Genomic DNA, 24,717 nt, shown 5'->3' on the forward strand with positions numbered 1-24,717 from the left:
TCACGACAAGCGGTGTTGACTGCGGCGACGCGGGACCAGGTACCGTCTGGCATGGCGGCGCGCCGGGAGGTAGAGGCCCCGACCGCGCCGCCGCCCAGCCTCTACCTGGGGAGACATCATGGATACGTTCGGATCACGGCTGCGGACATTTCGCGAACGCAGCGGTAAGACCCGGGCCGTGCTTGGCGGTCTCGTCGGCCGTAGCGCCGAATGGGTCAAGGCCCTCGAATCTGGTCGGTTGCTTACCCCCCGGCTGCCGATGCTACTGCGGCTCGCGGAAGTCCTGGACATCGACGACCTGTCCGTGCTGACGGGAGATCAGTCTCTTCCCATTGCCTCAGTCACCCGCGCCGGCCACCCCGCCATCGACGGCGTCGCTGCGGCAATGTACCGAACTACCCTCCCTGCCGGTGATCCGTTGGCGGCCGCTGCCCTTCGCGCTCGGGTGGACCAGGCGTGGACTGCCTGGCATCACGCCAGTGCTGAGCGGACTGCGGTGGCCGCGCTGCTGCCAAGACTCCTTGCCGATGCCCGGCTCGCGGCACGTCTTCTCGACGGTGCCGAGCGCCGACAGGCTGCGACCGAACTGGCTCGGGTCTACCATCTGGTGCAGTTGTACGCGGCGCACCAGCCACAGCCGCAGCTGGTCTGGTTGGCGGCCGACCGGGCGATGCTGGCTGCCCAGGATGCGGACGACCCTGGCGCGATAGCTGCTGCCGCCTGGTACTACGCCCACGTTTATCGCTCTGATGGGCAGCCCGACGCCGCCGAGCAGGTGCTCGTCGACGCGCTCGATGCGTTGGAGGGCAGCGGTGGTGACGATCAACTAGCCAGGTGGGGACAGTTGCAGCTCGGCTTGGCCCTGGGCCATGCGCGAGCCGGCCGGGCCGGGCAGGCCTGGCGCTACTGGGATTCGGCGGATTCCGTCGCACGTCGGCTGGGTATCGGGTACGTGCACCCGTGGTTGATGTTCGGTTCGGTGGTCGTCGACGCTTTCGGGGTAACTATCGGAATCGACCTTGCACGCCCGGGTGAGGCGGTGCGCCGGGCGATGGGGGTCGATTACTCGGCTCTGCCGTCACGGACCCGGCGGGCCGGTGGATTGATCGACGCCGCTCGGGCGCATCTGATGCGACGGGACGAGGTAGCGGTGGTGCATCTTCTGAGCCGGGCCCTGCGCGAGTCGGTAGAAACTGTCCGCCACCAGCCGCACGCCCGGGGCATGGCCATGGAATTGGTAGGGCGAACCGGCGTGGTGGGCGAGGACGCCCGGGAACTCGCGCTGGCGATGGGAATCGATTGGTAGTTGTACCTGGGGTACAGATTGTCCCTCTTGAATGACCGGCCTGCTCATAGCGTGGTGTGTGGGCCCGACGCCGTACCCGCGATCGCCCTTTTCGCGCGTCGGGCCCGCCTAGCGGCGGCGGCCCGGGGTCGACACGGAGAGCCACCCCGGGTCGCCGCCCTCCACATGCCATGAGGGGGACATCGTGCTCGGAAAATGGTTTCAGCGGCCGGACGTCGTGATCGACGTGGTCTATCCGGTGCCGGGTCGCCGCCGGTACGCCGACCGGTGCGCGCCGCCGGACCGGCGGCCCGCCACCCGTACCGATCGGGCGGAGCGCCGTGGCGGTAACGCCGGCCGACACTACCTGCCGTGACCGCGTCGGAGCCGCCGCGACTGCCCGGATCGGATGAGCCGGCGCATGAGCCGTGTCGGCCCGCGTGGACGTGCGCGGTGTGCCCGGACGGCACGCCGTGGCCGTGTTCCCTGGCGCGGGTGCAGCTGACCGAGGCGTACGCCGTCGATCCGATCGGGTTGGCGGCGGACCTGGCGGCGATGATGCCGCGCGCCGCCGACGAGGCCGGCCTCGTCGACCCGGCGGAGCTGCACGAACGGTTCGTGTCGTGGACGTTCGTCGGCGCGGCCGCACCGGCACCCGAGGTGACGCGGCGGTGACGGTCGGCAGTGGTGCCATGCGGGTCGGTGACGACCTGCCGATCGGTCGCCGGGTGGCGCAGTGGCGGACCCGGCGGCGGATGACCCAGCAGGTGTTCGCCGACCGGATCGGCAAGTCGAGGCACCCGGCGTGTCGGCGGTGCGCGCAGCCCTCGCCTGCTACGACATCTTCGGCTCAGACGCCGACGCCGACGCCGACACGGCCCCGCCGGCTGTTGAAGCGACCACCCGGCAGGTCGAGCATGCCTGGCTGGCGTACCAGCACGCCCACTACCCGCAGCTGCTGCGGATGCTGCCCGACCTGCTCACCGCAGCGCGGCGGCGGCACGCGGCCGACCCGGTCAGCGGTGCGCTGCCGCTGGTGCAGGTGCACCGGGCCGCCTCGCAGGTGCTGGTCAAACTCGACGAGACCGACCTGGCCTGGTTGGCGGCCGACCGGGCGATGACGGTTGCGTCAACTACGGGTGACCCGCTGCTGGCGGCGACGGCGGCGGTGCCGCTGGGGCAGACGCTGCGCGCGGTCGGCCAGGGCCGGTTGGCGATGTCGACGACGATCGCCGCCGCGCACCGGCTCATCCCGGCCGGCCCGACTGACCCGGCCGGACCGACAGACCGGACCGACCCGGCCGACGATGGTCCGCCGGGGCGGCTGTCGGTGTACGGCACGCTGCTGCTGCAGGCCGCGTTGGCCGCCGCCGAATGCGACGACGCCGCCGCCGTGCGGGAGCTGACCAGGCAGGCCGGAGACGTCGCTGACCAGATCGGCGACGGTCATGACCACCGGTGGACCGGTTTCGGGCCGGCGGCGGTCGAGCTGACCCGGGCGGTGGCGGCCGGCGACCTCGGCGAGGCGAAAGAAGCGGTACGCCGGCATGCCGCGCTCGTGCGGCGTCCCGGCTGGCGCGGGTTGCCGGCCGAGCACCGGGCGGCGTACCTGGTCGACGTGGCGCGGGCGGCCCTGCAGTCCGGTGACCTGGTCACGGCGGGCCGGTCGCTGGTCGACGCCGACCGGGTCGCGTCCGCCGAGGTCCGGCTGCGGCCGTCCGTCCGTACGGTGGTCGCCGAGGCCGTCCGGTGCGCGCCGTCGGCTGCCGGTGTGGCCGGGTTGGCTGCGACGCTCGGGCTGACCCGGTGAGCCTGTTGCACTCGCCCAAACCGCTGCTCTAGGGTCTCGCGGAAAGCGCTTGCCGACCCAGCGAGGAGGGCGCGTGCCGGAGACCAGTCCGAAGATCCGCAGCGGTATGTGTTCGGTCACCCTGCGGCAGGAGTCGGCGCTCGCCGTACTCGACGTCGCCGCCCGCGCTGGGCTGTCCCGCATCGAATGGGGCGGAGACGTGCACGTACCGCCGGGGGACACCCGGGCCGCGACGTCGGTGCGCGACGCCGGGCGGGACCGGGGTGTGACGGTTGCCTCCTACGGCTCCTACTACCGGGCCGGCTCCGACCCGGCCGACGACTTCGCGGCCGTACTCGCCAGCGCGGTCGCGCTCGGCGCCCCCCGGATCCGGATCTGGGCCGGCACCCTCGGCTCCGCCGAGGCCAGCACCGAGCAACGCCGAGCGGTGGTCCGGGCCACCCGGGCCGCCGCGCAGCGGGCCGCCGACGCCGGCATCGGCCTCGCCTTCGAATACCACTCCGGCACGTTGACCGACACCGCCGAGTCGACGCTGCGGCTGCTCGCCGACGTCGACCATCCGGCGGTACGCACGTACTGGCAGCCGCCGCTCGACCTGCCCGACGCCGTCGCCGTCGACGACCTGCGCCAGGTGCTGCCCTGGGTCGACGCGGTGCACGTCTTCTCCTGGTGGCCGGGGTACGAGCGGCTGCCGCTGACCGCCCGCGACCGGCTCTGGTCCGACGTGTTCGCGGTGCTGCGCGCCGCCGGGCGCGACTATGACGCCCTGCTGGAGTTCGTTGTCGACGACGACCCCGACCGGGTCGCGATCGAAGCGGCGACGCTGACCCGACTGATCACCACGGACCATCGTGCCGGCTGAGCCAGGTCCGGTGGCAGCTGAGGCAGACCCGGCGGCAGTAGCGACGGTCGGGCCTGGACCGCTCGTCCGCCGGTGGGCGTCGCTGGATCCGCAGCTGCGGACGGCGGCGCTCGGCCGGGCACGGCAGGCGATCGGGTTCGCCGCCGGCACCGGCCGGGCGGCCTGGCCGCACGTCGACGAGGTCACTGAGCGGGCCATCGTCGACGCGGCCGAGGCCGACCGGGGCACCGCCTGGCCCCGACTGCTGCTGTCCGACTACGCCCGCTACTGGCGCGACGGGGTCCGCACCGCATACGAGCAGCCCGCCGGTGAGCTGCGGCGGCGTACCGCCACAGCCGCGCTGGCCGCCGCGCTGCACGGCCAGCCCTACCTCGACGAGGCCGCCGACGGCCTGCTGCAGCTCTGCGAGCAGAGCACCTGGTGCTGGGCCGCGCACGAGCGGTTCGCCGCCGAGGCCGGTCGGGTGGTGCCCGACGTCGACCGGCCGTACCTGGACCTCGGGGCCGCCGAGACGGTCGCCGTGCTGGCCTGGGCCGACCTGATCCTCGGTACGACGCTCGACGAGCGCACCCCGGGGCTGCGTCAGCGGATCCGCCGGGAGACCCGTACCCGGATCATCGAGCCTTTCCTGGGCAGCCGCGACTGGCACTGGCTCGGCCTGGACGGGCACCTGCACAACTGGAACCCGTGGATCCACGGCCATCTGCTGGCCGCCGCGCTGTTCCTGGTCGACGACGCGGACATCCGGACCCAGGTGGTCGACCTTGTCGTTGACGGGCTCGACCGCTACCTCGGCTCGCTGCCCGCCGACGGCGGCTGCGACGAGGGGTACGCGTACTGGTGGAACGGCCCGGCCCGGCTGGCCGAGGCGCTCGACCTGCTCGACCGGGTCCTCGGCGGCCGGCTGGATCCGTGGCGGTGGCCGCCGCTGCCGCAGCTGGCCCGCTACCCGCACCGGATGGCTCTCGGCGGCGGCTGGTACGTCAACGTCGGCGACGGGCCGGCCCGGCCGAGCGCCGCGCAGGCCTGGCAGGTGCTGCACCGCTGGGGCCGGGCCACCGGCGACCGGCAGGTGATCGACTTCGCGGCCAGCCACCGTGTCCCGGGCGAACCGGCCGTGACGGTCGCCGCCGGGCTGGGCCGGGCGGTACGCGGGCTGACCGATTCGCAGTGGCTCACCCAATCACCGACCGCTCCGCCGCTGCCGGCCACCACCTGGCTACCCGACCTGCAACTACTGGTCAGCCGGGAACGGGCCGGCAGCACCGCCGGGCTGACCGTCGCGGTCAAGGGTGGGCACAACGACGAGAACCACAACCACAACGACGTCGGCTCGTACCTCGTCGCCCTGGACGGGTGCCCGGTGCTGGTCGACCTCGGCCAGCCCACCTACACCGCGATCTCATTCACCGACCGTCGGTACGAGCAGTGGGTCACCCGCAGCGAGTGGCACAACCTGCCGGTCGTCGGCGGCCACGGTCAGGCCGCGGGCCGCGACTTCCGGGCGTCGACGGTTGCCGTCGATACCGCCACCGATACCGCCACCGATACCGCCGTCGACGCCGACGCGCTGCGGCTCGACCTGGCCGGCGCGTACCCGCCGGAGGCCGGCTGCCGGTCCTGGCGGCGGCAGGTGCGGCTGGACCGCCGCCGGGCGACGGTGACCGTCACCGAGCGGTGGCGCGTCGACGACCCGGCCGACCTGCGGCTGCACCACGTCGTCGCCGGTGAACCGCTGACCCACACCACCGGGCGGCTCGCCGTACGGGCCCTGACCGGCGGAATCGCCGTGCTGGCCTGGGACCCGCTGCTCGGGGCCGGCCGGCTGGAGCGACAGCCGGTCGACGACCCGCTGTTGCGCGACGTCTGGGGGCCCGCCGTGCACCGGCTGGTGCTCACCCTGCCGGCCCAGCGGACCGGCTCCGTCACCGTGACCGTCTCCGGAGGCACCGAATGAACGCCGATGACCAGGCCGCCGAGGAGCAGATCGCCGAAGACCGGCGGCTCTCCCCGTACACCGGCTACACCCGCGCGCACTGGGCGGCGGCCGCCGACCGGATTCTGCTGGCGCTGCGTCCGTACGCCTCACTCGACCACGCCCGGATCGACCTGCCCGGCCGGTCAAGCGCCTACGGCCCGGACAGCGACTCGCTGGAGGCGTTCGCCCGGTCGTTCCTGCTGGCGGCGGTCCGGCTGCGCGGCGAGGCCGGCGCCGACCCGCACGGGCTGGCCGACTGGTACGCCGCCGGGCTGCGCGCCGGCACCGACCCGACCTCGTCGACCGCCTGGCCCCGGCCGGACCGGCTGGACCAGGCCAAGGTTGAAGCCTGCTCGATCGCGTTGGGCCTGCACCTGACCCGGCCCTGGCTGTGGGACCGGCTCGACGAGGCGACCCGGCAGCGCACCGTCGACTGGCTCGCCACCGTCGTCGGGCAGCCGTACCCGCCGATCAACTGGGTGTGGTTCCAGATCGTCGTGGAGACGTTCCTGCGCTCGGTCGGCGGCCCCTGGTCGGCTGAGGACATCGAGTCCGGGCTGCGGGTGCACGAGTCGCTGTACCGGGCCGACGGCTGGTACTCCGACGGACCGGAGCGGTCCTACGACCACTACGTCGGCTGGGCGCTGCACGTCTACCCGCTGCTCTGGGCCGATCAGGCCGGTGACCTGTGCCCCGACGGGCTGCGTCAGGCGTGGCGTCAGCGGCTCGCGGGGTTCCTCGACGACGCGGTCCGGCTGATCGGGTCTGACGGGTCGCCGCTGGTGCAGGGCCGCAGCCTGGCGTACCGGTTCGCGGCGGCTGCACCGCTGTGGGTCGGGGCGATGACCGGTGCGACCGAGGTGGCGCCGGGGGTGCTGCGTCGGGCGGCGAGCGGGATGCTGCGCCACTTCCACGACCACGGGGCACCGGACGGGCGTGGCCTGCTGCCCATCGGCTGGCACCACGAGTGGCCGGCGATGGCCCAGTCGTACTCGGGGCCCGGGTCGCCGTACTGGGTGGCGAAGGGGATGCTGGGGCTGGCCCTGCCGGCCGATCATCCGGTGTGGACGGCGACCGAACAGCCGTTGCCGGTCGAGCGGGCGGACCTGATGGTCGCGCTGCCGACGCCGGGCTGGCTGGTTGTCGGCACCCGCCGTGACGGCGTGGTCCGGGTGGTCAACCACGGCACCGATCATGCGGTGCCGGGTGACGAGCGTGCCGACTCGCCGCTGTACGCCCGGCTCGGCTACTCGACGGCGACGATGCCGCCGCTGACCGGGGCCACCATCGGCGACCCGTCGGACAATTCGATCACGATGGTCGACGCGACCGGCCGGCGCAGTCACCGCAACGGGTTCGTGACCCTCGACTGCCGGGTGGTCGACGGGGTCGGTCGGGCGGTGTCGCGGGCTGACACCCACTGGGTCGACACCGCCGACGACACCGGCCCGGATCACGGGTCCGGCCGCGCCGGACCGGTCCGCCGGGGCCCGGTGGTGACGATGGCCTCGGCGGTGCGCGGTCCGATCGAGGTACGGCTGGCCCGGCTCGACTCTGCCGACGGCTTCGACGACGGCACCGTGCTGGAGTTCAGTGGCTGGCCGGTGACTGGTGACGTACCGCCGTCGGCGCGTACCGGAAACGACCCGCCGGTGTCCGTCGCGGCCGATGCCGCGGTGACGTCCCGGCTGGTCGGCCTGGCCGGCTTCGAGCATGCGCAGGTACGCCGGGAGCGGGGTACCTCGCCGCTGGCCGATCAGGTGGCGGTGCCGGTGCTGCGGACCGCCGCCGCGCCGGTGCCCGGCCGGGTGTACATGGCGGCGGTGACCCTGACCGGCGCCGGGGAAGACCCGGCCCTCGCGGCCGCGCCGGTGGTTGTGGTGACGGCCGGCGGCGTCGGCGACACGATCGACATCCGCTGGCCGGACGGCCACACCTCGACGATGCTGCTGCCGGCCGTACCGGGGTGAGATCAGCGCGGCGGCCGAGGCGTCGACGAGTCGCGGATCACCAGTTCGGGAGTGATCAGCACCCGTTGCACCGGTCGGCGTCGGCCCTCGGACAGCCGGGCCACCATCAGCTCGACCGCCACCCGGCCCACCTGGTTCTTCGGCGGGCGCACGGAGCTGAGCGCCGGCTCGGCCAGGTGCGCCACCTCGTCGTCGTAGGACACCAGGGCGAGCTGGTCGGGGATCGGCACGCCCTGCTCGGCGCAGTACTGCGCGACCGACATTGCGTCCGGGTCGCCGTGCACGATCAGCGCGGTGACGCCTTCGCGTCGGCACCGCCGCAGCACGTCGCCGATGATTCCCCGGTGCCCCGGGGCGTCCAACGCCACCGCCTCCCGGATGACCAGGTCGGCGGGCAAACCGAGGTCCGCGCAGGCCAGCGCCCAACCCTGGGCGAGGTGGGCGGAGGTGGGGCTGCCCTTGGACAGCACCAGCCCGATCCGGCGGTGACCGTGCTCGTGCAGGTGCCGTACCGCCATCTCCAGGCCGAGGGCGTGGTCGCTGCGGACCCATTCGAGCTGGCGCAGGGTAGGGGTCCACCGGGGGGCCTGCCGTTCGACCAGGATCGTCGGCACCGGCAGGTTGCCGATCCAGGCGATCATGTCGGCGGCACCGTCGGTGTCCAGGCTGGGTGCCAGCAGCAGACCCTGCACCTGTTGCGCGTCGATCAACCGGGTGATCTGCCGTCGGTCCTCGGTGGGGTCGTAGCTCGACCCGCGCAGCTGGATGTGCACGCCGAGCGAGGCGGCGGCGCTGCGGGCGCCGGTGACGATCTGCGGCCAGTAGTAGTCCAGTGACGGCACGACCATGCCGATGGTGAACCGGGTCGGCGCCACCCGGGGTCGTCTCGGTGCCGGCCCGAGCTGGGTGGGCAGGGTGGCGCCACCGTGCACTCTGGTCAGCAGGTTGCTCTCGGCCAGGGCGGCGATGTCGCGCCGTACGGTCAGCTCGCTCACCCCGAGCAGCGGGGCCAGGTCGGCCACCCGTACCGATCCGTGTCGGCGTAGCTCCTCCAGCAGCCGCTCCCGCCGTTGCAGGTTGAACATCCGGTCCGCCGGCATGGGACTCGACTCCTGTCCATGTTCGTTAGTGAACGTTTCCGACCGATTGAGATCGGCTGGTAGCGAGCATGTTCACCGTAGGTTAACCATGTCACATCGGCGAATCCAGCAGGTCCCCACGACGTCGGACGTCGGCCGGAGATTCGCCACCCGAGGAGACACGTTGACGGTGCACACCCCGCCGCAGGCGCTCGTCGTGATGGACCGGGACTCCTACCGGGCCCACTTCGACGAGCCTCGGTTGGAGCGCCTCGGCCGCCTCGTCGCCCTGGCCGACCCGGTCTGGGCCGACGAACTCGACTCGCCGGCGGTACGCGCCCGGCTGGCCACGGTCGAGGTGCTGGTGACGTCCTGGGGAGCGCCCGCGCTGACCCGGCAGCGGCTGGACACCGCGCCCGCCCTGCGTGCCGTCTTCCACGCCGCCGGAAGCGTCCGGTCACTGGTGACCGACGAGGTGTGGCGGCGCGGCATCCAGGTCAGCACCGCCGCCGACGCCAACGCCGTGCCGGTCGCCGAGTACACCCTCGCCGCGATCATCTTCGCCGGCAAAAAGGTGCCGTTCATCGCCGCCGACCCCGACCGGGCGTACCGGGGATGGAGCCACCACCACGGGCACGGCGACCTGTCCAACTACCGCCGCACCATCGGCGTCGTCGGCTTCTCCCGGATCGGCCGCCGGGTCGTCGACCTGATCGGCTGCCTCGACTCGGCCCGTTGCCTAGTCGCCGACCCGTACGCCGACCCGGCCGAGGTCACCCTCGCCGGCGGCACCCTGGTCGAGCTGGCCGAGCTGCTGCCGCACAGCGACATCCTCTCCCTGCACGCGCCGGAGCTGCCCAGCACGTACCGCATGATCGGCGCGGCCGAACTCGCGTTGCTGCCCGACCACGCGACCGTGATCAACACGGCCCGGGGCAGCCTGGTCGACCCGGCGGCGCTCGCCGCCGAATGCCGCTCCGGCCGGCTGTACGCGATCCTCGACGTCACCGACCCCGAACCGCTACCCGTCGACGCCGCCCTACGCGGCAGCCCGAACGTCATGGTCAGCCCGCACCTGGCCGGCTCCCTCGGCACCGAGATCCACCGGCTGACCGACCACACCCTCGACGAACTGGCCCGCTGGACCGGCGGGGAACCACTGCACGCCGAAGTCACCCCGGACGCGTTCACGCTGCACGCCTGACTGGCCGGGCTCCGTACCAATACGAAACCCCGCACCCTCCGCAAAAGGAGTCACCTGATGAACCGACACACCGGCAGGATGAACCGTCACATCGGCAGGGCGGTGGCCGCCGCGACCGCACTGGTTCTCGTCACCGCCGGCTGCGGTGGTGGCGACGAGCCGGCCATCGGCGACGACGGCCGCGAGATCCTCACCATCGCCCTGTGGAACTACGACAGCACCCCCGAGTTCGCGGCCCTGATCGACGGATTCGAGGCCGCCCATCCGGACATCGACGTGCAACCGGTCGACATCCTGGCGGACGACTACTCCGAGAAGGTCACCACCATGCTGGCCGGCGGGGACCGTACCGACGTGCTGACCATGAAGAACGTCACCGACTACTCCCGGTACGCGTTGCGTGGGCAGCTGGCGTCGGTGGCCGACGAGGCCGCCGACCTCGATCAGAGTAAGTACCTCGGCCTGGAGCCGTTCAACCTCGACGGGGACTACTTCGCGTTGCCGTACCGGCAGGACTTCTGGGTGCTGTACTACAACAAGGCCATGCTCGCCGACACCGGCGCCGACCTGACCAGCCTCACCTGGGCCGAGTACGCCGACCTGGCGAAGCGGCTGACCAGCGGTAGCGGCCAGGACACCGTCTACGGCACCTACCACCACACCTGGCGCTCCATCATCCACTCGACGGCGGCCGCGCAGAGCGGCGGCGACCTGATCGGCGGCGAGTACGGCTTCCTCAAGGACCGCTACCAGATGGTGCTCGACCTGCAGGACGCCGGTGCCACTCTGCCGTGGGCCACCGCGTCGACACAGAAGGTCCAGTACCACACGATGTTCGCCACCGAGCAGGCTGCGATGCTGCCGATGGGCACCTGGTACGCGGCCCGGCTGATCGAGGAGAAAAAGGCCGGCAGCATCGACGTCGACTGGGGCATCGCGCCGCTGCCGCAGGTCACCGAGGGCGGCCCGGTGACCACCTTCGGCTCGCCGACCGCGTTCGCGGTCAACAACAAGGCCCGCAACTCCGAAGCCGCCCGGACCTTCGTGGCCTGGGCGGCCGGCCCCGAGGGCGCGGCGGCGATCGCCAGCATCGGCGTCTACCCGGCCTACTCCGACGAGACGATCACCGAAACCTACTTCGGCGTCGACGGGATGACCAACGACGAGGTCGCCCAGGCGGCGTTCCAGCCCGACGAGGTGGTGCTGGAGATGCCGGTCAGCGAGAAGTCCTCCGACGTGGACGTCATCCTCACCGAGGAGCACGAGCTGATTATGATCGGGGAGCGGGAGCTCGACGCCGGACTCGCCGAGATGGGCGAGCGGGTTACCTCCGAGGTCGACTGACCCAGCACCATGGCGATCCACACCCCGATCGACACCGTACGCACACCGGTACCCGGCGGTCCGCCGCCGGGTACCGGTGCGGCACGCCGGCTGCGCCGGCGCAACACCCTGGCCGGCTGGAGCTTCATCCTGCCGAACTTCGTCGGCTTCGCCGCACTCACCCTGGTGCCCGTGGTCGCCTCCCTGGCGCTCGCGTTCATGCACTGGAACTCGTACAGCACCCCCGAGTGGGTGGGGCTGGACAACTTCCGGCGGATGGCGAGCAACGAGAGCTTCTGGACCGCGCTCTACAACACCACCTACTACGCACTCGGCCATATCCCGCTGACCCTGGTCGCCGCCCTCGGGTTCGCCGTACTGCTCAACCGGAAACTACGCGGGGTCCAGTTCTTCCGTACCGCGTTGTTCTTTCCTTACATCACCGCGTTGGTCGCCGTCGCGGTGGTGTGGAACATGCTGTTCAACCCGGACGCCGGCCCGGTCAACCAGCTGCTGCGGGCGATCGGCATCGACAACCCACCGGGCTGGACCACCTCGACGACCTGGGCGATGCCGGCAGTGATCATCACCAGTGTCTGGCGGGACATGGGCTACTACATGGTGCTCTACCTGGCCGGGCTGCAGACCATCCCGGCCGAGCTGTACGAGGCGGCCCGCACCGACGGGGCGTCGGCCTGGCAGCGGTTCTGGCACGTCACTGTGCCGTCGCTGCGACCCACCACCTTCTTCGTCCTCATCATGCTGACCATCTCCAGTTTCAAGGTGTTCGACCTGATCCAGGTGATGACCGAAGGCGGTCCGGGCCGGTCCACGCTGGTGCTGTCGCAGCTGATCTTTCGGGAGGGGATCACCCAGGGCCGATTCGGCTACTCATCGGCGATCGCCATGGTGCTGTTCGTGATCGTCCTGGTGATCACGGTGGTCCAGTTCCAGTTGCAGCGGAGGGGGGAACGATGACTGTCGCCGTGCTGCGCCGGGCCGTCCTGCAGCTGCTGCTGACCGTCCTTGGCCTGGCCGTGCTGGTGCCGTTCGGCTGGATGCTGGTTTCCTCAGTCAAGCTGGACTCGCAGGTGCTCACCGTGCCGATCCAGTGGATCCCGCAGGAGTTCCACTTCGACAACTACCTGCGCATCTGGGACCGGATCCCGCTCGGCACCTACCTGTACAACTCGATGTTTCTCAGCGTCACCATCACGTTCCTGCAGGTGCTCACCGGCAGCTTCGCCGCGTACGGCTTCGCGAAGATCAGTTTTCCGGGCCGCGACCTGCTGTTCCTCGCCTACATCGCCACGATCGCCGTGCCCTGGCAGGCGTACATGGTGCCGCAGTACATCATCATGGAGCGGCTCGGCCTGGTGAACACCCACCTGTCGCTGATCCTGCTGCAGGCGTTCGGCGCGTTCGGGGTGTTCCTGATGCGGCAGTACTACCTGACCATCCCCGACGAGTTGACCGAGGCCGCCCGCATCGACGGCCTCAACGAGTACGGCATCTGGGCGCGCATCGTGCTGCCGCTGTCCAAGCCGGCGCTGGCCAGCCTGGCGCTGCTCACCTTCGTCAACACCTGGAACGACTACATGGGACCGTTCATCTACCTGACCAGCAACGACCTCTGGACCGTACAGATCGGGCTGCGGACCTTCATCGGGCTCTACGAGGCCGAGTACGCCATGATCATGACCGGTTCGGTGCTGTCGATCCTGCCGATCCTGGTCGTCTTCCTGTTCGGCCAGCGCTACTTCGTGCAGGGCATCGCCACGAGTGGGTTGAAATGACGGCGGCCGGCATGCACCAACCGGCCCGGCAGCCGCTGCGGCCGCCGCTGACCGCGCGGATCAACGTCGGCGCGGACACCTGGTCGACGATCTGGTCACTGGTGCACCGGGTGCTGGTGGTCAACCTCGGGCTGGCCGTGGCCAACCTGCCGCTGCTGGTCGCGCTCGCCGTCGTCGCCCAGCCGTGGCGCTACCCGGTCTTCTTCGGGCTGCTGTCGGTCAGCGTCGGGCCGGCGGTCGCCGCCGCGTTCGGCTACCTGCGGCAGGCCGAGGACGACGACCGGGCACCGGTACGCGAGTACTTCCGCGCGTACCGGCGGAACTTCGCCGCAGCGACGCGGCGCTGGGCGGCGGCGACAGCGCTGATCGCGGTCCTGGTGACCGACATCGTCTGGCTGCACGACGCCGGCTGGCCGGCGGTGCTCGTACCACTGCTGGTGGTGCTGACCGTGCTGGTGGCCGCCACGACGGTGCTGCTGCTGGCCCTGGTCGAGCTGGCCCCGGGCCTGGGCCTCCGCGCGACCGTCCGGGCCGCGGCCTGGTCGGCGGTACGCCGCGCACCGCTGAGCCTGCTCAGCCTGGTCGTGCTGCTGGCCGCCCTGCTGTCGGTCAACCAGGCACCGCTGCTGGCGCTGTCGACGCTGCCCGGCTGCGCGCTGCTGGTCGTCTGGGTCAACAGCCGCGCCGCACTGGCCCCCGCCCTGCCGCACCCTCGGTGATGAGAACGGCGTCACCGTTTGTCTGTACGTGGTGACGCCGCTCCCGTCGGCGGATGATCAGGACGGGGCGATGGTGGCCCCGTACTCGGCGAGGCTGTCCATGATGTCGACGTACCAGATGACGCTGGAGCCAGCGACGGTGCCCTGGTAGATCGGGCAGACGGCCCACCGTTCCCGGTCGCGGGTCTCCGGCGAGAGCGGACAGCAGGTGCAACTGGTTCCCGTCGTCGTCGACGGCGCCGCCGACGGTCTTGCCGTCCAGGCGTAACTGGGTCGGCGCGCCGGCTCTGACGTGGGCGTGTCGTGTCGTTGTCCATTCGGCGATGACGGCGTCGAGCACGTCGGCGTCGGCGTCGGCGCAGACCCGCCAGATCGTCGACCGGGACGGCGGTCCCGCCGGGCGGGCTGCGACCCGTTCGTGGAGGCTGTCCATGATCTCGGCCGGTACGTCGGCGACCCAGCCCGCGATCGCCGTGTAGCCGGTCGCTCCGGCCACGGTCGCGGCCGCCACCAGCGTCAGGACGACCGCGACCGGATGGTCGCGCCCCTGTGCCGACCGGCCGTCGGACACCGCGATCAACAGCTCCAGCAGGTCGTGACACGACGACGCGACGTCACCGACGACCGGCGTGGACACCGGATCGACGGTAGGGGTGACAGAATGCGGCATGACGAAGCTCCGGGTGGACAAGATCCTTGAGAAGACCTCGTCCTAACGGAGCTTCGTCCCTACTCGACACGCCAACACACCAACAGTCACCCACGGTCACAATGATCTTGAAACGGCCATGCGACCGCTGACGTGGTGCAGGCGTACGGCGAGATGGCAATGCCCTTCTTTCAGATCGGCGAGTTGGACCGGAGCCTGCGCCGGATCATCACCCGTCGGGTCGACCTCGATCAGGTGGGCAAGCTGTGTAACCGCTCGATCAACTCCTTCGACGATCTCAGCATGGGCGACTACCTGCGGGTCCTGGACGACACCAGCGTCTGGAGCACGTTGGGTTGGCCACTCGACCGTCGGACGTTCATCGACCGACTGCACGAGATCCGGCATATCCGCAACGACGTCATGCACTTCAACCCGGACCCGCCACCGCCCGACACCATCGACAAGCTGCGCAAGGTCAACAGCCTGCTGCGGCATTACGGTGAACTGGCCTGACCGACGCCGCCGCTGGCCCTTGGGACAAATGCCGCTCCGCTGACGTGGTCTCCTGGCAGAACCGTGTGTCGCAAGGGGATTGTCCCAGGAGAGGGGTACGGTCGGACGTGGTGGCGCTCGGTTCGGCCGCGCCCCTCCACGCCGCCCGCTAGGGAGCCCGACGATGATCATCGTTGATCCACGCTGGCCGACCACCCTGCGTGCCTTGCGTAAGCAGTCTGGTCTCTCCTATCGGGAACTTGGACGACGAGTCGCCTACTCGTCCAGCTACCTGTGCGAACTTGAGGCTGGCCGCAAGACACCGACGATCCAGGTCGCCAGGCACCTCGACGTGGCTCTCGGCGCGAGCGGCCGGCTGGCGCAACTCGTCGTCGATGATGCCGGGCAACTCGACGACGACCAGCGTTCCCGTCTCGCGGCCGGCGACACCAGCGCCGCCGCAGCAGAGGCGCTGGCAGTGATCCTCGCCCAACATCGCCATCTCGAAGATGTCGTCGGGTCGGCTGCGGTCGTTGACGCCGCAGCCGCGCACATGGCTGCGGTCGAGCAGTTGGCTTCCAGCGCCACCGGGGCTGGTCGAGCCAGGCTGCTGCATGTCGTCGCACAGTCCGCGCAACTGGTCGGATGGCTGCAGATGACCCTCGGCCGGTACGCGCAAGCCCGTCGAGTTCTCGCTCAGGCCGAAGCGGCGGCAGTGGCTGCGGGGGACGTCGACCTGACCGCTCTCGTGATCAGCTTCCAGGGACATCTGGCGGAACTGTGCGGGCGTCCGGCGGAAGCTGCGGAACTGTCCAGAGCAGCGCTTGCTGGCGGCGCCGAGGTCTATATCGGTGAGCGGGTCTATGACACACTTCAGCTCGCTCGGGCCGTGGCGCACGTGGACGGCCGGCAAGTAGCGACTGAGACAATCCGAGAAGCTGATCAACTCGGGGCGGAGTTCGAGATCAGCGGCGACGACCCGCCGCCGTGGCACTACTACCGGTCGTCTGCCTTCCTGACAATGGAACGCGGCCTCGTACACGCGATCCATTCCGGCGTTGACCGGCATGCCGCCGATGCCGCGATCGCAGACCTGACCGCTGGTCTTGCTGCCCTTCCTTACGAGCAGCGGCATGCGGAGTGGGCCGGTGACTATCTACTCGCATTGGCCGACGTGCATTCGGCGATCGGCGACCGGAAAGCGGCGACGAAGGCGTTGGACGAAGTCGCTGTGGTCGCCGACGCCACTGGGTCGGCGCGTCTGCGTCAAGCTGTTCGCAAGCGGCCGGCGAACGGCTGACCAGTGGACCTTACTGAATGTGCCGGGCAGGCTACTTGCAGAGGTTGTGCCATCGCTTCCCGTATCGGGTTGTGAGTTCGGCGGTGGCGCGGCCTCGCGTTAGCTGGGCCCGGCGTCGCATCCCGTAATCGCCCTTTTCGCGCGTCGGGCCCGCCTGCTGGGCGGCGGCTCGGGGTCGACGTGGAGAGCCACCTCGGGTCGCCGCCCTTCCAACACTCGTTGAGGGGGCAGCGTGCTCGGGAAGTGGTTTCAGCGTGCGGACGTACCGATGGACGTGGTCTATCCGGTGCCGGGCCGGCGGCGGTACGCCGACCGGACGGCGCCGCCGCCGGATCGGCGGCCGGCGACCCGTACCGACCGGGCGCAGGCCAGGGGCGGTAACGCCGGCCGGCACTACCTGCCATGAGGACACCCGCAACCGGCAGGGAGCCGGTGCACGAGCCGACGCGGCCGTCGTGGTGCTGCGCGGTCTGTCCGGACGGGACGCCGTGGCCGTGTCCGCCGGGCCGCACGCAGTTGGCGGAGGCGTACGTCGGTGAGCCGGTCGCGTTGTCGGTCGACGTCGGCGAACTGCTGACCCTGGCCGCCGAGGAGGCCGGCATCACCGACCCGGCCGAGCTGTACGAACGCTTCGTCTCTTGGACCTGGATCGACGGGACCGGGATCGATGCGGGTGGGCGGCCGTGAGCGTGGCGGTGGGGCGTCGGGTCGCCCTGTGGCGGGTACGGCGGCGGATGACCCAGCAGGTGCTCGCCGACCGGGTCGGTCGGTCTAAGAGCTGGGTGGAGAAGGTGGAGCGTGGTGTCCGGACGTTGGACCGGTTCTCGCTGATCCGGCAGGTCGCCGAGGTGCTGCGGGTCGACCCGGCGGAGTTGGTCGGCCCGGACCGGCCAGCGGAGGCCGGTGGGGCGGTCGACGGGGTGGCGGCGGTCCGAGCGGCGCTGGCCAGCTACGAGGTGTTCACCGCCGCCGACAGCGGACCGGCAGGGGAACAGGAGGTCACGCAGCGGGTGGAGCACGCCTGGTCGACGTACCAGCACGGCGACTATCCCCGGCTGCTGCGGACGGTGCCGGAGTTGCTGGACGCTGCCCGGCGGCTGCACGCCACCCGGCCTGCGCCTGGGGCGGAGTTGTTGGTGCGCGCTTACCGGATTATCGCGCTCGTGCTGGTCAAGGTCGGTGAACCCGAGCTGGCCTGGTTGGCGGCCGATCGGGCGCTGGCCGTGGCCGGCAGCGATCCGGTGCTGGCCGGTTCGGCGGCGGTGCCGCTCGGGCAGGCGCTGCGCGGGCTGGGCCAGGACCGGTTGGCGATGACGACGACGGTCGCCGCCGCCGACCGCATCGCGGCGGCGTCTGTCGAGCGCGGCACGGTGTACGGGACGTTGCTGCTGCAGGCCGGGTTGGCCGCTGCCGGCTGCGGCGAAACCCGCAGCGTCGACGAGCTGCTCGGCCGGGCCGCTGACGTCGCTGGCCGCATCGGCGACGGGCTGGACTACCGTACGGCGAGCTTCGGCCCGGCGGCTGTCGAGCTGGCGCACGTCGCGGCGGCCGTGGAGTCGGGCGACGCCCGGCAGGCGGTACGCCGACACGAAACGGCCACCCGGCAGCTGACGTGGCGTGGACTGCCGGCGGAGCATCGGGCGGCGTACCTGGTGGACGCCGCGCGGGCGTACCTCGACGTCGGTGACTTCGTAGCGGCAGGACGCTGGCTCGTCGAGGCGGACCGCGTCGTACCGGCTGAGATCCGCTGCCGGCCTTCCGCCCGTACGGTCGTGGCGGAGATCGCCCGGTGCGGGCCGGACGCGGCCGGCGTCGCCCGGCTGGCGACGGCGCTCGGGCTGACGACCGGCGTTTCGTAACGAGGGAACCTGTATGACCCTCAACCCGCCAGTTTCACGACAATACAGGTTCCCTCGCCAGCGTCAGCCGGGCAGCGTCACCGCGTTCCTCGGTGAGGTGGAAGGCACTGATCCATGCCTCGGTACGCGCGCGTTCCGTCGCCAGCGCGGCATCGTCCCCATCGTGCAGTTCGCTGCGGACGTCGTCCCAGTCGTGGAACTCGGTCATTGCCTCTCCTGTCGGCGGGTCGAGGGGCAGGCCATCCATATCGCCGTGTTGCGCCACGATCTGGCGCTGGAGCAGGCGTCACGCCCGGATCAGGTTGACCGTCCGGCCTGACCCAGCACCCGGAGCAGGTCCTCGACCAGGTCCTCGGCGCTGGCGTGGCCCTTTCCGTCGGCTGCCAGGTGGCCGGTGATGGCCAGGTCGGCGGCGCCGTGCGCCAACGCGCGGACGAGGGCGGCGGCCCGTTCCGGGTCGCCGGCGGGTAGGGCGGCGGCGGCCTGCGCCTCGGCGGTCAGCTCGACGAGTCGCCGCCAGGTGGCGCCGGCCCGCTCGTGCAGGTCCGCTGAGGCGTTCATCGACCACCCGTAGACCAGCGCGAACCGTCGCGGGTGCTGCTGCGCCCAGCGTACGTATTCGAGCAGGACGCGCCGCAGCGGCGCGGCGGCCTCGGTCCGTGGCGTCGGCGTCGCCGTCATGACCCGGTCGAGCCGGTCGAACTCCTGGATGGCGACGGCCTCCAGCAGGGCCTGCTTGTCGGTGAAGTGCTTGTACGGCGCGTTGTGTGACACGCCGGCCCGACGCCCGACCTCCCGCAGGGTGACCCGATCGGGGCCGCCCTCGTCGAGCAGTGCGGTCGCTGCGGCGACCAGGTCGTCCCGGGTGCTCATCGCCCGATCCTAGATCAGGTTGACGCTGTCAACCTGGGCGACGTAAGGTCAGGTTGACAACGTCAACCCATGAAGGGGTTCATTCTGATGAGGACCGTCGTCATCACCGGGGCAACCACCGGCCTCGGACTGCGCGTCGCCGGGCGGCTCGCCGCCCAGGGCTGGCACGTTGTGCTCGGCTACCGGGCGGAAAGCCGGGGAGAAGCGGCGGCCCGGCAGATCCGTCGCCGGACCCCTGCGGCGAGCCTCGAACTGCTCCGGATCGACCTGGCCGACCTGCGCTCGGTCGCGGACGCGGCCGGGGCACTGCGCCGGTCCGGGCAGCGTCCGCCGCTGCACGCTATCGTCGGCAACGCCGGCGTCCAGGTCATCGACGGGGTACGCCGGTCCGCCGACGGCTACGAGCTGACCTTCGCCACCAACCACCTCGGTCACCACCTGCTCGTCGCCGGGCTGCTGGATGACCTGGCCGCCGGGGCCCGGATCGCGATTGTCAGCAGCGGCACCCACTGGCGGGAGAAGAGCATGGGCTTCCCGGAGCCGCGTTGGACGAGTGCCCGCGAGCTCGTCGACCCGTCCGACGCCGACGCGACCCCGACGGCGGGCCGGGTCCGCTACTCGACGTCGAAGCTGGCGAACATCTACTTCGTCTACGAGCTCGCCCGCCGCCTGGACGGGCGGCCGATCAGCGTCAACGCGTACGACCCGGGGCTGATGCCCGACACCAGCCTGTCCCGCGACTATCCGACGCTCGTCCGGACCGGCTTTCGGATGGCCGCTCCGCTGATCAGCGCGCTGCTGCCCGGCGCGCGCAGCTCCCGGGCCTCCGCCCGGCACCTGGCCGACCTGGTCAGCGACGCCCGGTTCGACGGCACCACCGGCGCCTACCTGGAGGGTCCGAAGATCGCCCCGTCCTCACCCGAGTCGTACGACGTCGCTCGGGCCCAGCAGCTCTGGGCCGACAGCGAGCAACTGATCGACCAGGCGCTCGCCCGCCGCTGAGCTGAGTGGGACCGCTGCGGATCGCGTCACCAGCAGCCGTGTTACCGTTGACGTTCGGGAAGTCCTGAACGTTCGTGATACTGATGTCCCGTGGTGGGATGTCGCCGGTGACGGAGGAGATGACGCGTGGACCCGGACGCCGGGCGGCGGTACGCCGAAGAGGTCGGTGTCGCCCTCGCTCAGATGGGCACCACCCCGGCGTTCGGCAAGCTGCTGGGCTGGCTGCTGATCTGCGACCCGCCGGGCCAGACCACCGCACAACTGTGCGAGGCGGTCGGGCTGTCCAAGGCCTCCGTCTCGGCCGGGATGCGGGCCCTGGAGCAGTCCGGCATGGTGCGCCGGGTGCCGACCAGCGGCCGGGGCCACGCGTACGAGATACACCCGGACGCCTTCGCCCGGGCGATCGACCCCACAGACAAGATGCGCACCTTCATCGACCTGATGCAGCGCGGCATCGACCTCGTCGGCGACGCGGACGCTCCCGAAGCGGACCGGCTCCGGCACACCCGCGACTTCTACACGTTCATGATCGAACGCACGCCCGCGCTGATGGAGGAGTTCCGCCGGCAGACCGGAAGGAGCGTGTGACGGTGCGGGTCCTGATCGTCACCGTCGGATCGCGCGGCGACGTCCAGCCGTACCTGGCGCTCGGCACCGGGCTGCGGGCGGCCGGCCATGACGTCACCCTGGCCACCTGCGCCAGATTTCGGTCCTTCGTCACCGACCACGGCCTGACGTACGGCCACCTCGGCGACGAGATCCTGCAACTGCTCGACTCGGCGGCGGGCCGCGCCGCGATGGAGGACACCACCGGACTTCTCGGCTCGATCAAGACCAACATCAGGCTGGCCCGGCAGGCGAACCCGATCAACCGGGGGCTGCTGGCCGACGTCTGGCAGGCGGCCCGCCAGGCCGACCCGGAAGTGATCGTCTACCACCCCAAGGCGCTGGCCGGCCCACACGTCGCCGAGAAACTCGGCGTGCCGGCGGTGCAGGCGGTGCCCGTACCGATGTCCGTGGCGACCGGCGACTTCCCGATGATCGGCATGCCGTCGCTGCCGCTGGGCCGCCCGTACAACCGGCTCACCTACCGGCTCGCCGGTGCCGGCTACCGGATGTACGACGGCATGGTCAACACCTTCCGGCAGGAGACGTTGGGGCTGACCAGGACCAGGGGCGCGGCCCTGGCCACCCGGCTGCCCGACGGGCGGCCGATCCCGGTGCTGCACGCGATCAGCGGCCACGTCCTGCCGCGCCCCGCCGACTGGCCCGGCCACGCCCAGCTCACCGGATACTGGTTCCTCGACGATGCCACCGGCTGGCAGCCACCGGCCGAGCTGGTCGACTTCCTCGACGCAGGCGACCCGCCGGTGTACGTCGGCTTCGGCAGCATGGCCGGGCGCGACCCGCGGCGCCTCACCCGCGCCGTCGGGGAAGCGTTGCGCCTGGCCGGCGTACGCGGCATCGTCGCCACCGGCTGGGGCGGGCTGGACGCGGCTGGCCTGCCGGACAATGTCCTGCCCATCGCGCAGGCTCCGCACGACTGGTTGTTTCCCCGGGTGTCCGCCGTGGTGCATCACGGCGGGGCCGGCACCACCGCCGCCGCGCTGCGCGCCGGCCGACCGTCGGTGATCTGTCCGTTCATCCTGGACCAGTTCTTCTGGGGTCGGCGAGTCGCGGCGCTCGGCGCGGGCAGCGCCCCGGTGCCGCAGTCCACACTCACCGCGCAGCGGCTCGCCGCCGCGATCCGCCAGGTCACCACCGACGCCGACGTCCAGGACGCGGCGGCCGGGTTGGGGCGGCGCGTCACGGCCGAGGACGGCGTCGCGAGCGCGGTGGCACGGATCGAAGCCGCAGCGGCGTGACCGACCCCGGGTCGTCGACGTTCACGGTCCCGAGTCGGGTTTGGGGCGCACGATGAACCAGATCGCGTGCACGTCCTGGTTGCCGACCTGTTCGTCGTACAGCCAGCGGCACCGGATCGATGCCGGTGTCCACCCGACGCCGGCCAGTCGCTGCGGTTCTTTAGCAGGTGCGGGCGGGACGAGTCGAACACCATGCTGTCCCCGGCGCCGAGCACGACCTCCTGGAAGCCGACCTGGCAGGTCAGCTCACCCTCCATGATGTAGGCGTGCTCGTGGCCGGTGTGTCGCTGGAACCGGCCGGACACACGCGGGACGCGCCGGGTCGTCGACATCCCGATCTCCGAGCAGGCCATCCTCGGTGCGGTGCTGGGCGCGGCGATGACCGGGCTGCGCCCGGTCACCGAGATCATGTTCTCCGACTTTTTCGCGGTCCGCTGGGACATCGTGGTCAACCAGATCGCCAAGACCCGGTACATGACCAACGGCCAGGTCAGCCTGCCGCTGGTGATCAAGTCCGGCAACGGCGGAAGCCTGCGGTTCGGTGCCCAGCTTTCGCAGTCGGTGGAGAACCGGGCGATGGCCGTACCCGGTCTGAAGGTGGTCAGCCCGTCCGCCCCGACCGACGTGATCGGCCTGATGGCCGCCGCCGTCCGCAGCGACGACCCGGTGCTGTTCTTCAAACACAAGGGACTGTACGCGGGGCGGGCCGAGGTGCCCGACGGGGAGATCGTCGACACCCTCGGCACCGCGAAGATCCGCCGGCCGGGCCGGGACGCCACCGTCGTCGCCCTCGGCCTGATGGTGCCCCGGGCGCTGCAGGCCGCCGACGAACTCGCTGGCCGGGGCATCGACGTCGAGGTCATCGACGTCCGGTCGCTGGTGCCGCTGGTGTTCTGGGACCTGGACGGGCCGGTCCAGCGGATCACCACCCCGCACATTCCGCCGGCACTACCTGCGATGAGGACACCCGGAACCGGCAAAGGGCCGGTGCATGAGCCGGTGCGGCCGTCGTGGTGCTGTGCGGTCTGTTCGGAGGGTACGCCGTGGCCGTGTCCGCCGGGTCGGACGCAGTTGGCGGAGGCGTACGTGGGTGAGCCGTTGGCGCTGTCGGTCGACGTCGGTGAGCTGCTGACGGTCGCCGTCGAGGAGGCGGGGATCACCGATCCGGCCGAGTTGTACGAGCGTTTCGTGTCGTGGACGTGGGTCGACGCGGGTGGGCGGCGGTGAGTGTGGCGGTGGGGCGTCGGGTGGCGCTGTGGCGGGTACGGCGGCGGATGACCCAGTGTTCGCCGCCGCCGGCCGGGTCGCCGCGGCGTCTGTCGAGTGCGGCGCGGTGCACGGGACGTTGCTGCTGCAGGCCGGGTTGGCCGCCGCCGGCTGCGGCGAAACCCGCAGCGTCGACGAGCTGATCGCACAGGCTGCTGAGGTGGCCAGGCAGATCGGGGACGGCCCGAACTACCGGCAGGCGAGCTTCCGCGCGGGCGTACCTCGACGTCGGCGACTTCAAAGCGGCGGGTCGGTGGGTGGTCGAGGCGGACCGCGTCGCACCGGCTGAGATCCGCTGCCGGCCCTCCGCCCGTACCCTCGTGGCGGAGACTGCCCGGTGCGGGCCGGACACTGCCGGCGTCGCCCGGCTGGCGACGGCGCTCGGGCTGACGACCGGCGTTTCGTGACGAGGGAACCTGTATGACCCTTAAACCGGCGGGTTGAGGGCCATAGCGGTTCCCTCGGTGGCGTCGGCCGTGCCGAGTACCCGGATCTGGTCGCCGGGCCGGATGACGCCACCGACCACGACGCGGGCGTAGAGGCCACGCAGCCGGGCCTGGCGACCCTGCTCACTCCAGACCAGCTTGTGCGCGTCGCGTCCGTAGCGGTTGGCGAACTTCGCGCACCCGGTGTGCGGCTCGGCCGTCACCTCGATGACCGCCTCGTCGCCGACCGCCAGTCGGGTGCCGGCGGGCAGCGCGTCGGCGTGCAGGTCGAGGTCGGCGAAGAGCTGGTCGCCGGCCAGCCCCCAGTGCTGCGGGTCGTCGCCGGCGACCAGCCGGACGAACCGGGAGTTCATCACGGTGAGCTGCCGGTCCGGGTGCGCAGACCCGTCACTGGTCGCCGAACTGCCGCGCTGCGCCCAGCCGTCGCCGACCAGCCCGTCGGTGATGTCGAGCCTCCCCTCGGCCAGCAGTTCCCGCTCGGCAACGGCCGGCCGGCGGACCACGAGGTGCAGCGTGCCGGAGCCGCGCGGGGAGCGAGCCACCTCCGCGAGCCCGGCGGTGAGCTCGGCGGTGGTCAGGTGGCGGGGAGTCGTGGTGTGCGCCGTGGGCCGGTCCATGCCCGTAGTGTGCCAAAGCTTTTCGCGTCGTCGCCTGCTGTCTGGCCGACCGCGTTCCCGCCGACTGAAGCTTCGTGATCGGTTCTGTTTCTTTGTGACCACCTTGCGCCGCCGCGTAGGGCGGCTGGCTGCGGTTACTGGCACCATGATGCCAACCGGGATCACCTGAGGGCGCACCCGGCCAGTGCGGTGCGGTCGATTGCGATCGGATGCGATCGACTCTGTTCTTTTCTGTTGTTGACTGGTGTCTTTCGATCGATTTACTGTCGCGAGACCAGCCGTGCATCGGACAGAAACATGCGGTCGGCAGAAGGAGATA

At 71.2% G+C, this 24,717-nt stretch carries 27 protein-coding genes and 1 pseudogene; 22 read left to right on the forward strand and 6 right to left on the reverse strand.

The features are described 5' to 3' along the window. Positions 1 to 118: 118 nt before the first annotated feature. The 7 genes from ACFHW1_RS11140 (at position 119) to ACFHW1_RS11170 (ending at position 7,905) form a co-directional block, all read left to right on the forward strand. Entirely contained in the window at positions 119 to 1,306 is a 1,188-nt protein-coding gene (locus tag ACFHW1_RS11140) for a helix-turn-helix domain-containing protein (RefSeq protein ID WP_416554113.1), read from the forward strand. Positions 1,307 to 1,490: 184 nt separating this feature from the next. Then, the gene (locus tag ACFHW1_RS11145; RefSeq protein ID WP_281554227.1) at positions 1,491 to 1,661 is read left to right on the forward strand and encodes a hypothetical protein; all 171 of its coding nucleotides are present in this window, start codon (positions 1,491 to 1,493) and stop codon (positions 1,659 to 1,661) included. Between the two features lie 119 nt (positions 1,662 to 1,780). Next, on the forward strand, positions 1,781 to 1,960 hold the full coding sequence (locus ACFHW1_RS11150) for a hypothetical protein (protein ID WP_416615348.1): 180 nt from the start codon (positions 1,781 to 1,783) through the stop codon (positions 1,958 to 1,960). A gap of 130 nt (positions 1,961 to 2,090) precedes the next feature. Further along, positions 2,091 to 3,095, forward strand: a complete 1,005-nt coding sequence (locus ACFHW1_RS11155; protein ID WP_416615350.1) for an XRE family transcriptional regulator — start codon at positions 2,091 to 2,093, stop codon at positions 3,093 to 3,095. Between the two features lie 73 nt (positions 3,096 to 3,168). Next, positions 3,169 to 3,957 carry a sugar phosphate isomerase/epimerase family protein gene (locus tag ACFHW1_RS11160; protein ID WP_416591956.1) on the forward strand — a complete coding sequence of 263 codons (789 nt, stop codon included), beginning with the start codon at positions 3,169 to 3,171 and terminating at the stop codon, positions 3,955 to 3,957. 10 nt (positions 3,958 to 3,967) lie between these two features. Then, positions 3,968 to 5,914, forward strand: a complete 1,947-nt coding sequence (locus ACFHW1_RS11165) for a heparinase II/III domain-containing protein (RefSeq protein ID WP_416615352.1) — start codon at positions 3,968 to 3,970, stop codon at positions 5,912 to 5,914. Beyond that, complete coding sequence (locus ACFHW1_RS11170) at positions 5,911 to 7,905, forward strand: DUF2264 domain-containing protein (protein WP_416554125.1); 1,995 nt, start codon at positions 5,911 to 5,913, stop codon at positions 7,903 to 7,905. The genes ACFHW1_RS11165 and ACFHW1_RS11170 overlap by 4 nt, the downstream gene beginning before the upstream one ends. A 2-nt stretch (positions 7,906 to 7,907) precedes the next feature. Here ACFHW1_RS11170 and ACFHW1_RS11175 read toward each other — a convergent pair whose 3' ends face one another. Continuing rightward, positions 7,908 to 9,005 (reverse strand): substrate-binding domain-containing protein, encoded by a 1,098-nt coding sequence (locus tag ACFHW1_RS11175; protein ID WP_416554127.1) that lies wholly within the window; start codon positions 9,003 to 9,005, stop codon positions 7,908 to 7,910. Positions 9,006 to 9,174: 169 nt separating this feature from the next. Here ACFHW1_RS11175 and ACFHW1_RS11180 point away from each other — a divergent pair, with 169 nt between their 5' ends. Genes ACFHW1_RS11180 through ACFHW1_RS11200 form a run of 5 tightly spaced genes read left to right on the forward strand, consistent with a single transcriptional unit; the run spans position 9,175 to position 14,026 of the window. Next, entirely contained in the window at positions 9,175 to 10,188 is a 1,014-nt protein-coding gene (locus ACFHW1_RS11180; protein ID WP_416554319.1) for a hydroxyacid dehydrogenase, read from the forward strand. A 57-nt stretch (positions 10,189 to 10,245) separates the two neighbouring features. Beyond that, the gene (locus ACFHW1_RS11185) at positions 10,246 to 11,532 is read left to right on the forward strand and encodes an ABC transporter substrate-binding protein (RefSeq protein ID WP_416554129.1); all 1,287 of its coding nucleotides are present in this window, start codon (positions 10,246 to 10,248) and stop codon (positions 11,530 to 11,532) included. Between the two features lie 9 nt (positions 11,533 to 11,541). Next, the gene (locus tag ACFHW1_RS11190; RefSeq protein WP_416554131.1) at positions 11,542 to 12,489 is read left to right on the forward strand and encodes a carbohydrate ABC transporter permease; all 948 of its coding nucleotides are present in this window, start codon (positions 11,542 to 11,544) and stop codon (positions 12,487 to 12,489) included. Then, the gene (locus ACFHW1_RS11195) at positions 12,486 to 13,307 is read left to right on the forward strand and encodes a carbohydrate ABC transporter permease (protein ID WP_416568806.1); all 822 of its coding nucleotides are present in this window, start codon (positions 12,486 to 12,488) and stop codon (positions 13,305 to 13,307) included. The genes ACFHW1_RS11190 and ACFHW1_RS11195 overlap by 4 nt, the downstream gene beginning before the upstream one ends. Positions 13,308 to 13,318: 11 nt before the next feature. Beyond that, positions 13,319 to 14,026 carry a DUF624 domain-containing protein gene (locus ACFHW1_RS11200; protein ID WP_416615354.1) on the forward strand — a complete coding sequence of 236 codons (708 nt, stop codon included), beginning with the start codon at positions 13,319 to 13,321 and terminating at the stop codon, positions 14,024 to 14,026. On the opposite strand, the gene ACFHW1_RS11205 is transcribed toward ACFHW1_RS11200, so the two are convergent. Next, positions 13,980 to 14,663 carry a transposase family protein gene (locus tag ACFHW1_RS11205; RefSeq protein ID WP_416554137.1) on the reverse strand — a complete coding sequence of 228 codons (684 nt, stop codon included), beginning with the start codon at positions 14,661 to 14,663 and terminating at the stop codon, positions 13,980 to 13,982. The two genes, ACFHW1_RS11200 and ACFHW1_RS11205, sit on opposite strands and share 47 nt — an antisense overlap. 192 nt (positions 14,664 to 14,855) lie before the next feature. Between ACFHW1_RS11205 and ACFHW1_RS11210 the strand changes: the two genes are divergently transcribed. The 5 genes from ACFHW1_RS11210 to ACFHW1_RS11230 all read left to right on the forward strand — a co-directional run bounded on the left by ACFHW1_RS11210 (position 14,856) and on the right by ACFHW1_RS11230 (position 18,329). After that, positions 14,856 to 15,191: a hypothetical protein gene (locus tag ACFHW1_RS11210; RefSeq protein WP_416554139.1), complete on the forward strand. Its 336-nt coding sequence runs from the start codon at positions 14,856 to 14,858 to the stop codon at positions 15,189 to 15,191. A gap of 163 nt (positions 15,192 to 15,354) precedes the next feature. Further along, on the forward strand, positions 15,355 to 16,470 hold the full coding sequence (locus ACFHW1_RS11215) for a helix-turn-helix domain-containing protein (RefSeq protein ID WP_416554141.1): 1,116 nt from the start codon (positions 15,355 to 15,357) through the stop codon (positions 16,468 to 16,470). A gap of 232 nt (positions 16,471 to 16,702) precedes the next feature. Further along, complete coding sequence (locus tag ACFHW1_RS11220; protein WP_416615355.1) at positions 16,703 to 16,876, forward strand: hypothetical protein; 174 nt, start codon at positions 16,703 to 16,705, stop codon at positions 16,874 to 16,876. After that, entirely contained in the window at positions 16,873 to 17,157 is a 285-nt protein-coding gene (locus ACFHW1_RS11225) for a hypothetical protein (protein ID WP_416615356.1), read from the forward strand. Before ACFHW1_RS11220 ends, ACFHW1_RS11225 begins: the two co-directional genes overlap by 4 nt. Beyond that, positions 17,154 to 18,329: a helix-turn-helix domain-containing protein gene (locus tag ACFHW1_RS11230; RefSeq protein ID WP_416568236.1), complete on the forward strand. Its 1,176-nt coding sequence runs from the start codon at positions 17,154 to 17,156 to the stop codon at positions 18,327 to 18,329. The genes ACFHW1_RS11225 and ACFHW1_RS11230 overlap by 4 nt, the downstream gene beginning before the upstream one ends. Before the next feature lie 34 nt (positions 18,330 to 18,363). On the opposite strand, the gene ACFHW1_RS11235 is transcribed toward ACFHW1_RS11230, so the two are convergent. Then, positions 18,364 to 18,537 (reverse strand): hypothetical protein, encoded by a 174-nt coding sequence (locus ACFHW1_RS11235; protein ID WP_416554147.1) that lies wholly within the window; start codon positions 18,535 to 18,537, stop codon positions 18,364 to 18,366. 89 nt (positions 18,538 to 18,626) lie between these two features. Continuing rightward, a complete protein-coding gene (locus ACFHW1_RS11240) occupies positions 18,627 to 19,202 on the reverse strand; it encodes a TetR/AcrR family transcriptional regulator (RefSeq protein WP_416554149.1) in 576 nt (191 codons plus the stop codon). 87 nt (positions 19,203 to 19,289) lie between these two features. Here ACFHW1_RS11240 and ACFHW1_RS11245 point away from each other — a divergent pair, with 87 nt between their 5' ends. From ACFHW1_RS11245 to ACFHW1_RS11255, 3 genes are all read left to right on the forward strand, one after another. After that, a complete protein-coding gene (locus tag ACFHW1_RS11245) occupies positions 19,290 to 20,204 on the forward strand; it encodes an SDR family NAD(P)-dependent oxidoreductase (RefSeq protein WP_416615358.1) in 915 nt (304 codons plus the stop codon). A gap of 126 nt (positions 20,205 to 20,330) precedes the next feature. Continuing rightward, complete coding sequence (locus ACFHW1_RS11250; RefSeq protein ID WP_416554153.1) at positions 20,331 to 20,792, forward strand: GbsR/MarR family transcriptional regulator; 462 nt, start codon at positions 20,331 to 20,333, stop codon at positions 20,790 to 20,792. Then, positions 20,789 to 22,069: a glycosyltransferase gene (locus ACFHW1_RS11255; protein WP_416554155.1), complete on the forward strand. Its 1,281-nt coding sequence runs from the start codon at positions 20,789 to 20,791 to the stop codon at positions 22,067 to 22,069. Before ACFHW1_RS11250 ends, ACFHW1_RS11255 begins: the two co-directional genes overlap by 4 nt. Positions 22,070 to 22,266: 197 nt before the next feature. Here the strand turns inward: ACFHW1_RS11255 and ACFHW1_RS11260 are convergent. Then, a pseudogene (locus tag ACFHW1_RS11260) lies at positions 22,267 to 22,422 on the reverse strand (cupin domain-containing protein); the annotation flags it as partial. Between ACFHW1_RS11260 and ACFHW1_RS11265 the strand changes: the two are divergent. Both ACFHW1_RS11265 and ACFHW1_RS11270 read left to right on the forward strand, forming a co-directional pair. After that, a complete protein-coding gene (locus ACFHW1_RS11265; protein ID WP_416568239.1) occupies positions 22,349 to 23,296 on the forward strand; it encodes an alpha-ketoacid dehydrogenase subunit beta in 948 nt (315 codons plus the stop codon). The pseudogene ACFHW1_RS11260 and the gene ACFHW1_RS11265 overlap by 74 nt on opposite strands. Positions 23,297 to 23,324: 28 nt before the next feature. Further along, a complete protein-coding gene (locus ACFHW1_RS11270) occupies positions 23,325 to 23,624 on the forward strand; it encodes a hypothetical protein (protein ID WP_416554159.1) in 300 nt (99 codons plus the stop codon). A 138-nt stretch (positions 23,625 to 23,762) separates the two neighbouring features. Here the strand turns inward: ACFHW1_RS11270 and ACFHW1_RS11275 are convergent, their stop codons facing one another. Then, positions 23,763 to 24,398 carry an MOSC domain-containing protein gene (locus tag ACFHW1_RS11275; RefSeq protein WP_416554161.1) on the reverse strand — a complete coding sequence of 212 codons (636 nt, stop codon included), beginning with the start codon at positions 24,396 to 24,398 and terminating at the stop codon, positions 23,763 to 23,765. Positions 24,399 to 24,717 lie beyond the last annotated feature (319 nt).

Source organism: Micromonospora sp. LOL_014 (assembly GCF_048060245.1).
Classification (GTDB): domain Bacteria; phylum Actinomycetota; class Actinomycetes; order Mycobacteriales; family Micromonosporaceae; genus Micromonospora_E.

Excerpts from the sequence above, each read along its gene's own strand:
- ACFHW1_RS11140 (WP_416554113.1), top strand. The coding sequence starts at position 119 with ATGGATACGTTCGGATCACGGCTGCGGACATTTCGCGAACGCAGCGGT.
- ACFHW1_RS11170 (WP_416554125.1), top strand. The coding sequence starts at position 5,911 with ATGAACGCCGATGACCAGGCCGCCGAGGAGCAGATCGCCGAAGACCGG.
- ACFHW1_RS11175 (WP_416554127.1), bottom strand. The coding sequence starts at position 9,005 with ATGCCGGCGGACCGGATGTTCAACCTGCAACGGCGGGAGCGGCTGCTG.
- ACFHW1_RS11185 (WP_416554129.1), top strand. The coding sequence starts at position 10,246 with ATGAACCGACACACCGGCAGGATGAACCGTCACATCGGCAGGGCGGTG.
- ACFHW1_RS11190 (WP_416554131.1), top strand. The coding sequence starts at position 11,542 with ATGGCGATCCACACCCCGATCGACACCGTACGCACACCGGTACCCGGC.
- ACFHW1_RS11195 (WP_416568806.1), top strand. The coding sequence starts at position 12,486 with ATGACTGTCGCCGTGCTGCGCCGGGCCGTCCTGCAGCTGCTGCTGACC.
- ACFHW1_RS11200 (WP_416615354.1), top strand. The coding sequence starts at position 13,319 with ATGCACCAACCGGCCCGGCAGCCGCTGCGGCCGCCGCTGACCGCGCGG.
- ACFHW1_RS11210 (WP_416554139.1), top strand. The coding sequence starts at position 14,856 with ATGCCCTTCTTTCAGATCGGCGAGTTGGACCGGAGCCTGCGCCGGATC.
- ACFHW1_RS11215 (WP_416554141.1), top strand. The coding sequence starts at position 15,355 with ATGATCATCGTTGATCCACGCTGGCCGACCACCCTGCGTGCCTTGCGT.
- ACFHW1_RS11225 (WP_416615356.1), top strand. The coding sequence starts at position 16,873 with ATGAGGACACCCGCAACCGGCAGGGAGCCGGTGCACGAGCCGACGCGG.
- ACFHW1_RS11235 (WP_416554147.1), bottom strand. The coding sequence starts at position 18,537 with ATGACCGAGTTCCACGACTGGGACGACGTCCGCAGCGAACTGCACGAT.
- ACFHW1_RS11240 (WP_416554149.1), bottom strand. The coding sequence starts at position 19,202 with ATGAGCACCCGGGACGACCTGGTCGCCGCAGCGACCGCACTGCTCGAC.
- ACFHW1_RS11245 (WP_416615358.1), top strand. The coding sequence starts at position 19,290 with ATGAGGACCGTCGTCATCACCGGGGCAACCACCGGCCTCGGACTGCGC.
- ACFHW1_RS11275 (WP_416554161.1), bottom strand. The coding sequence starts at position 24,398 with ATGGACCGGCCCACGGCGCACACCACGACTCCCCGCCACCTGACCACC.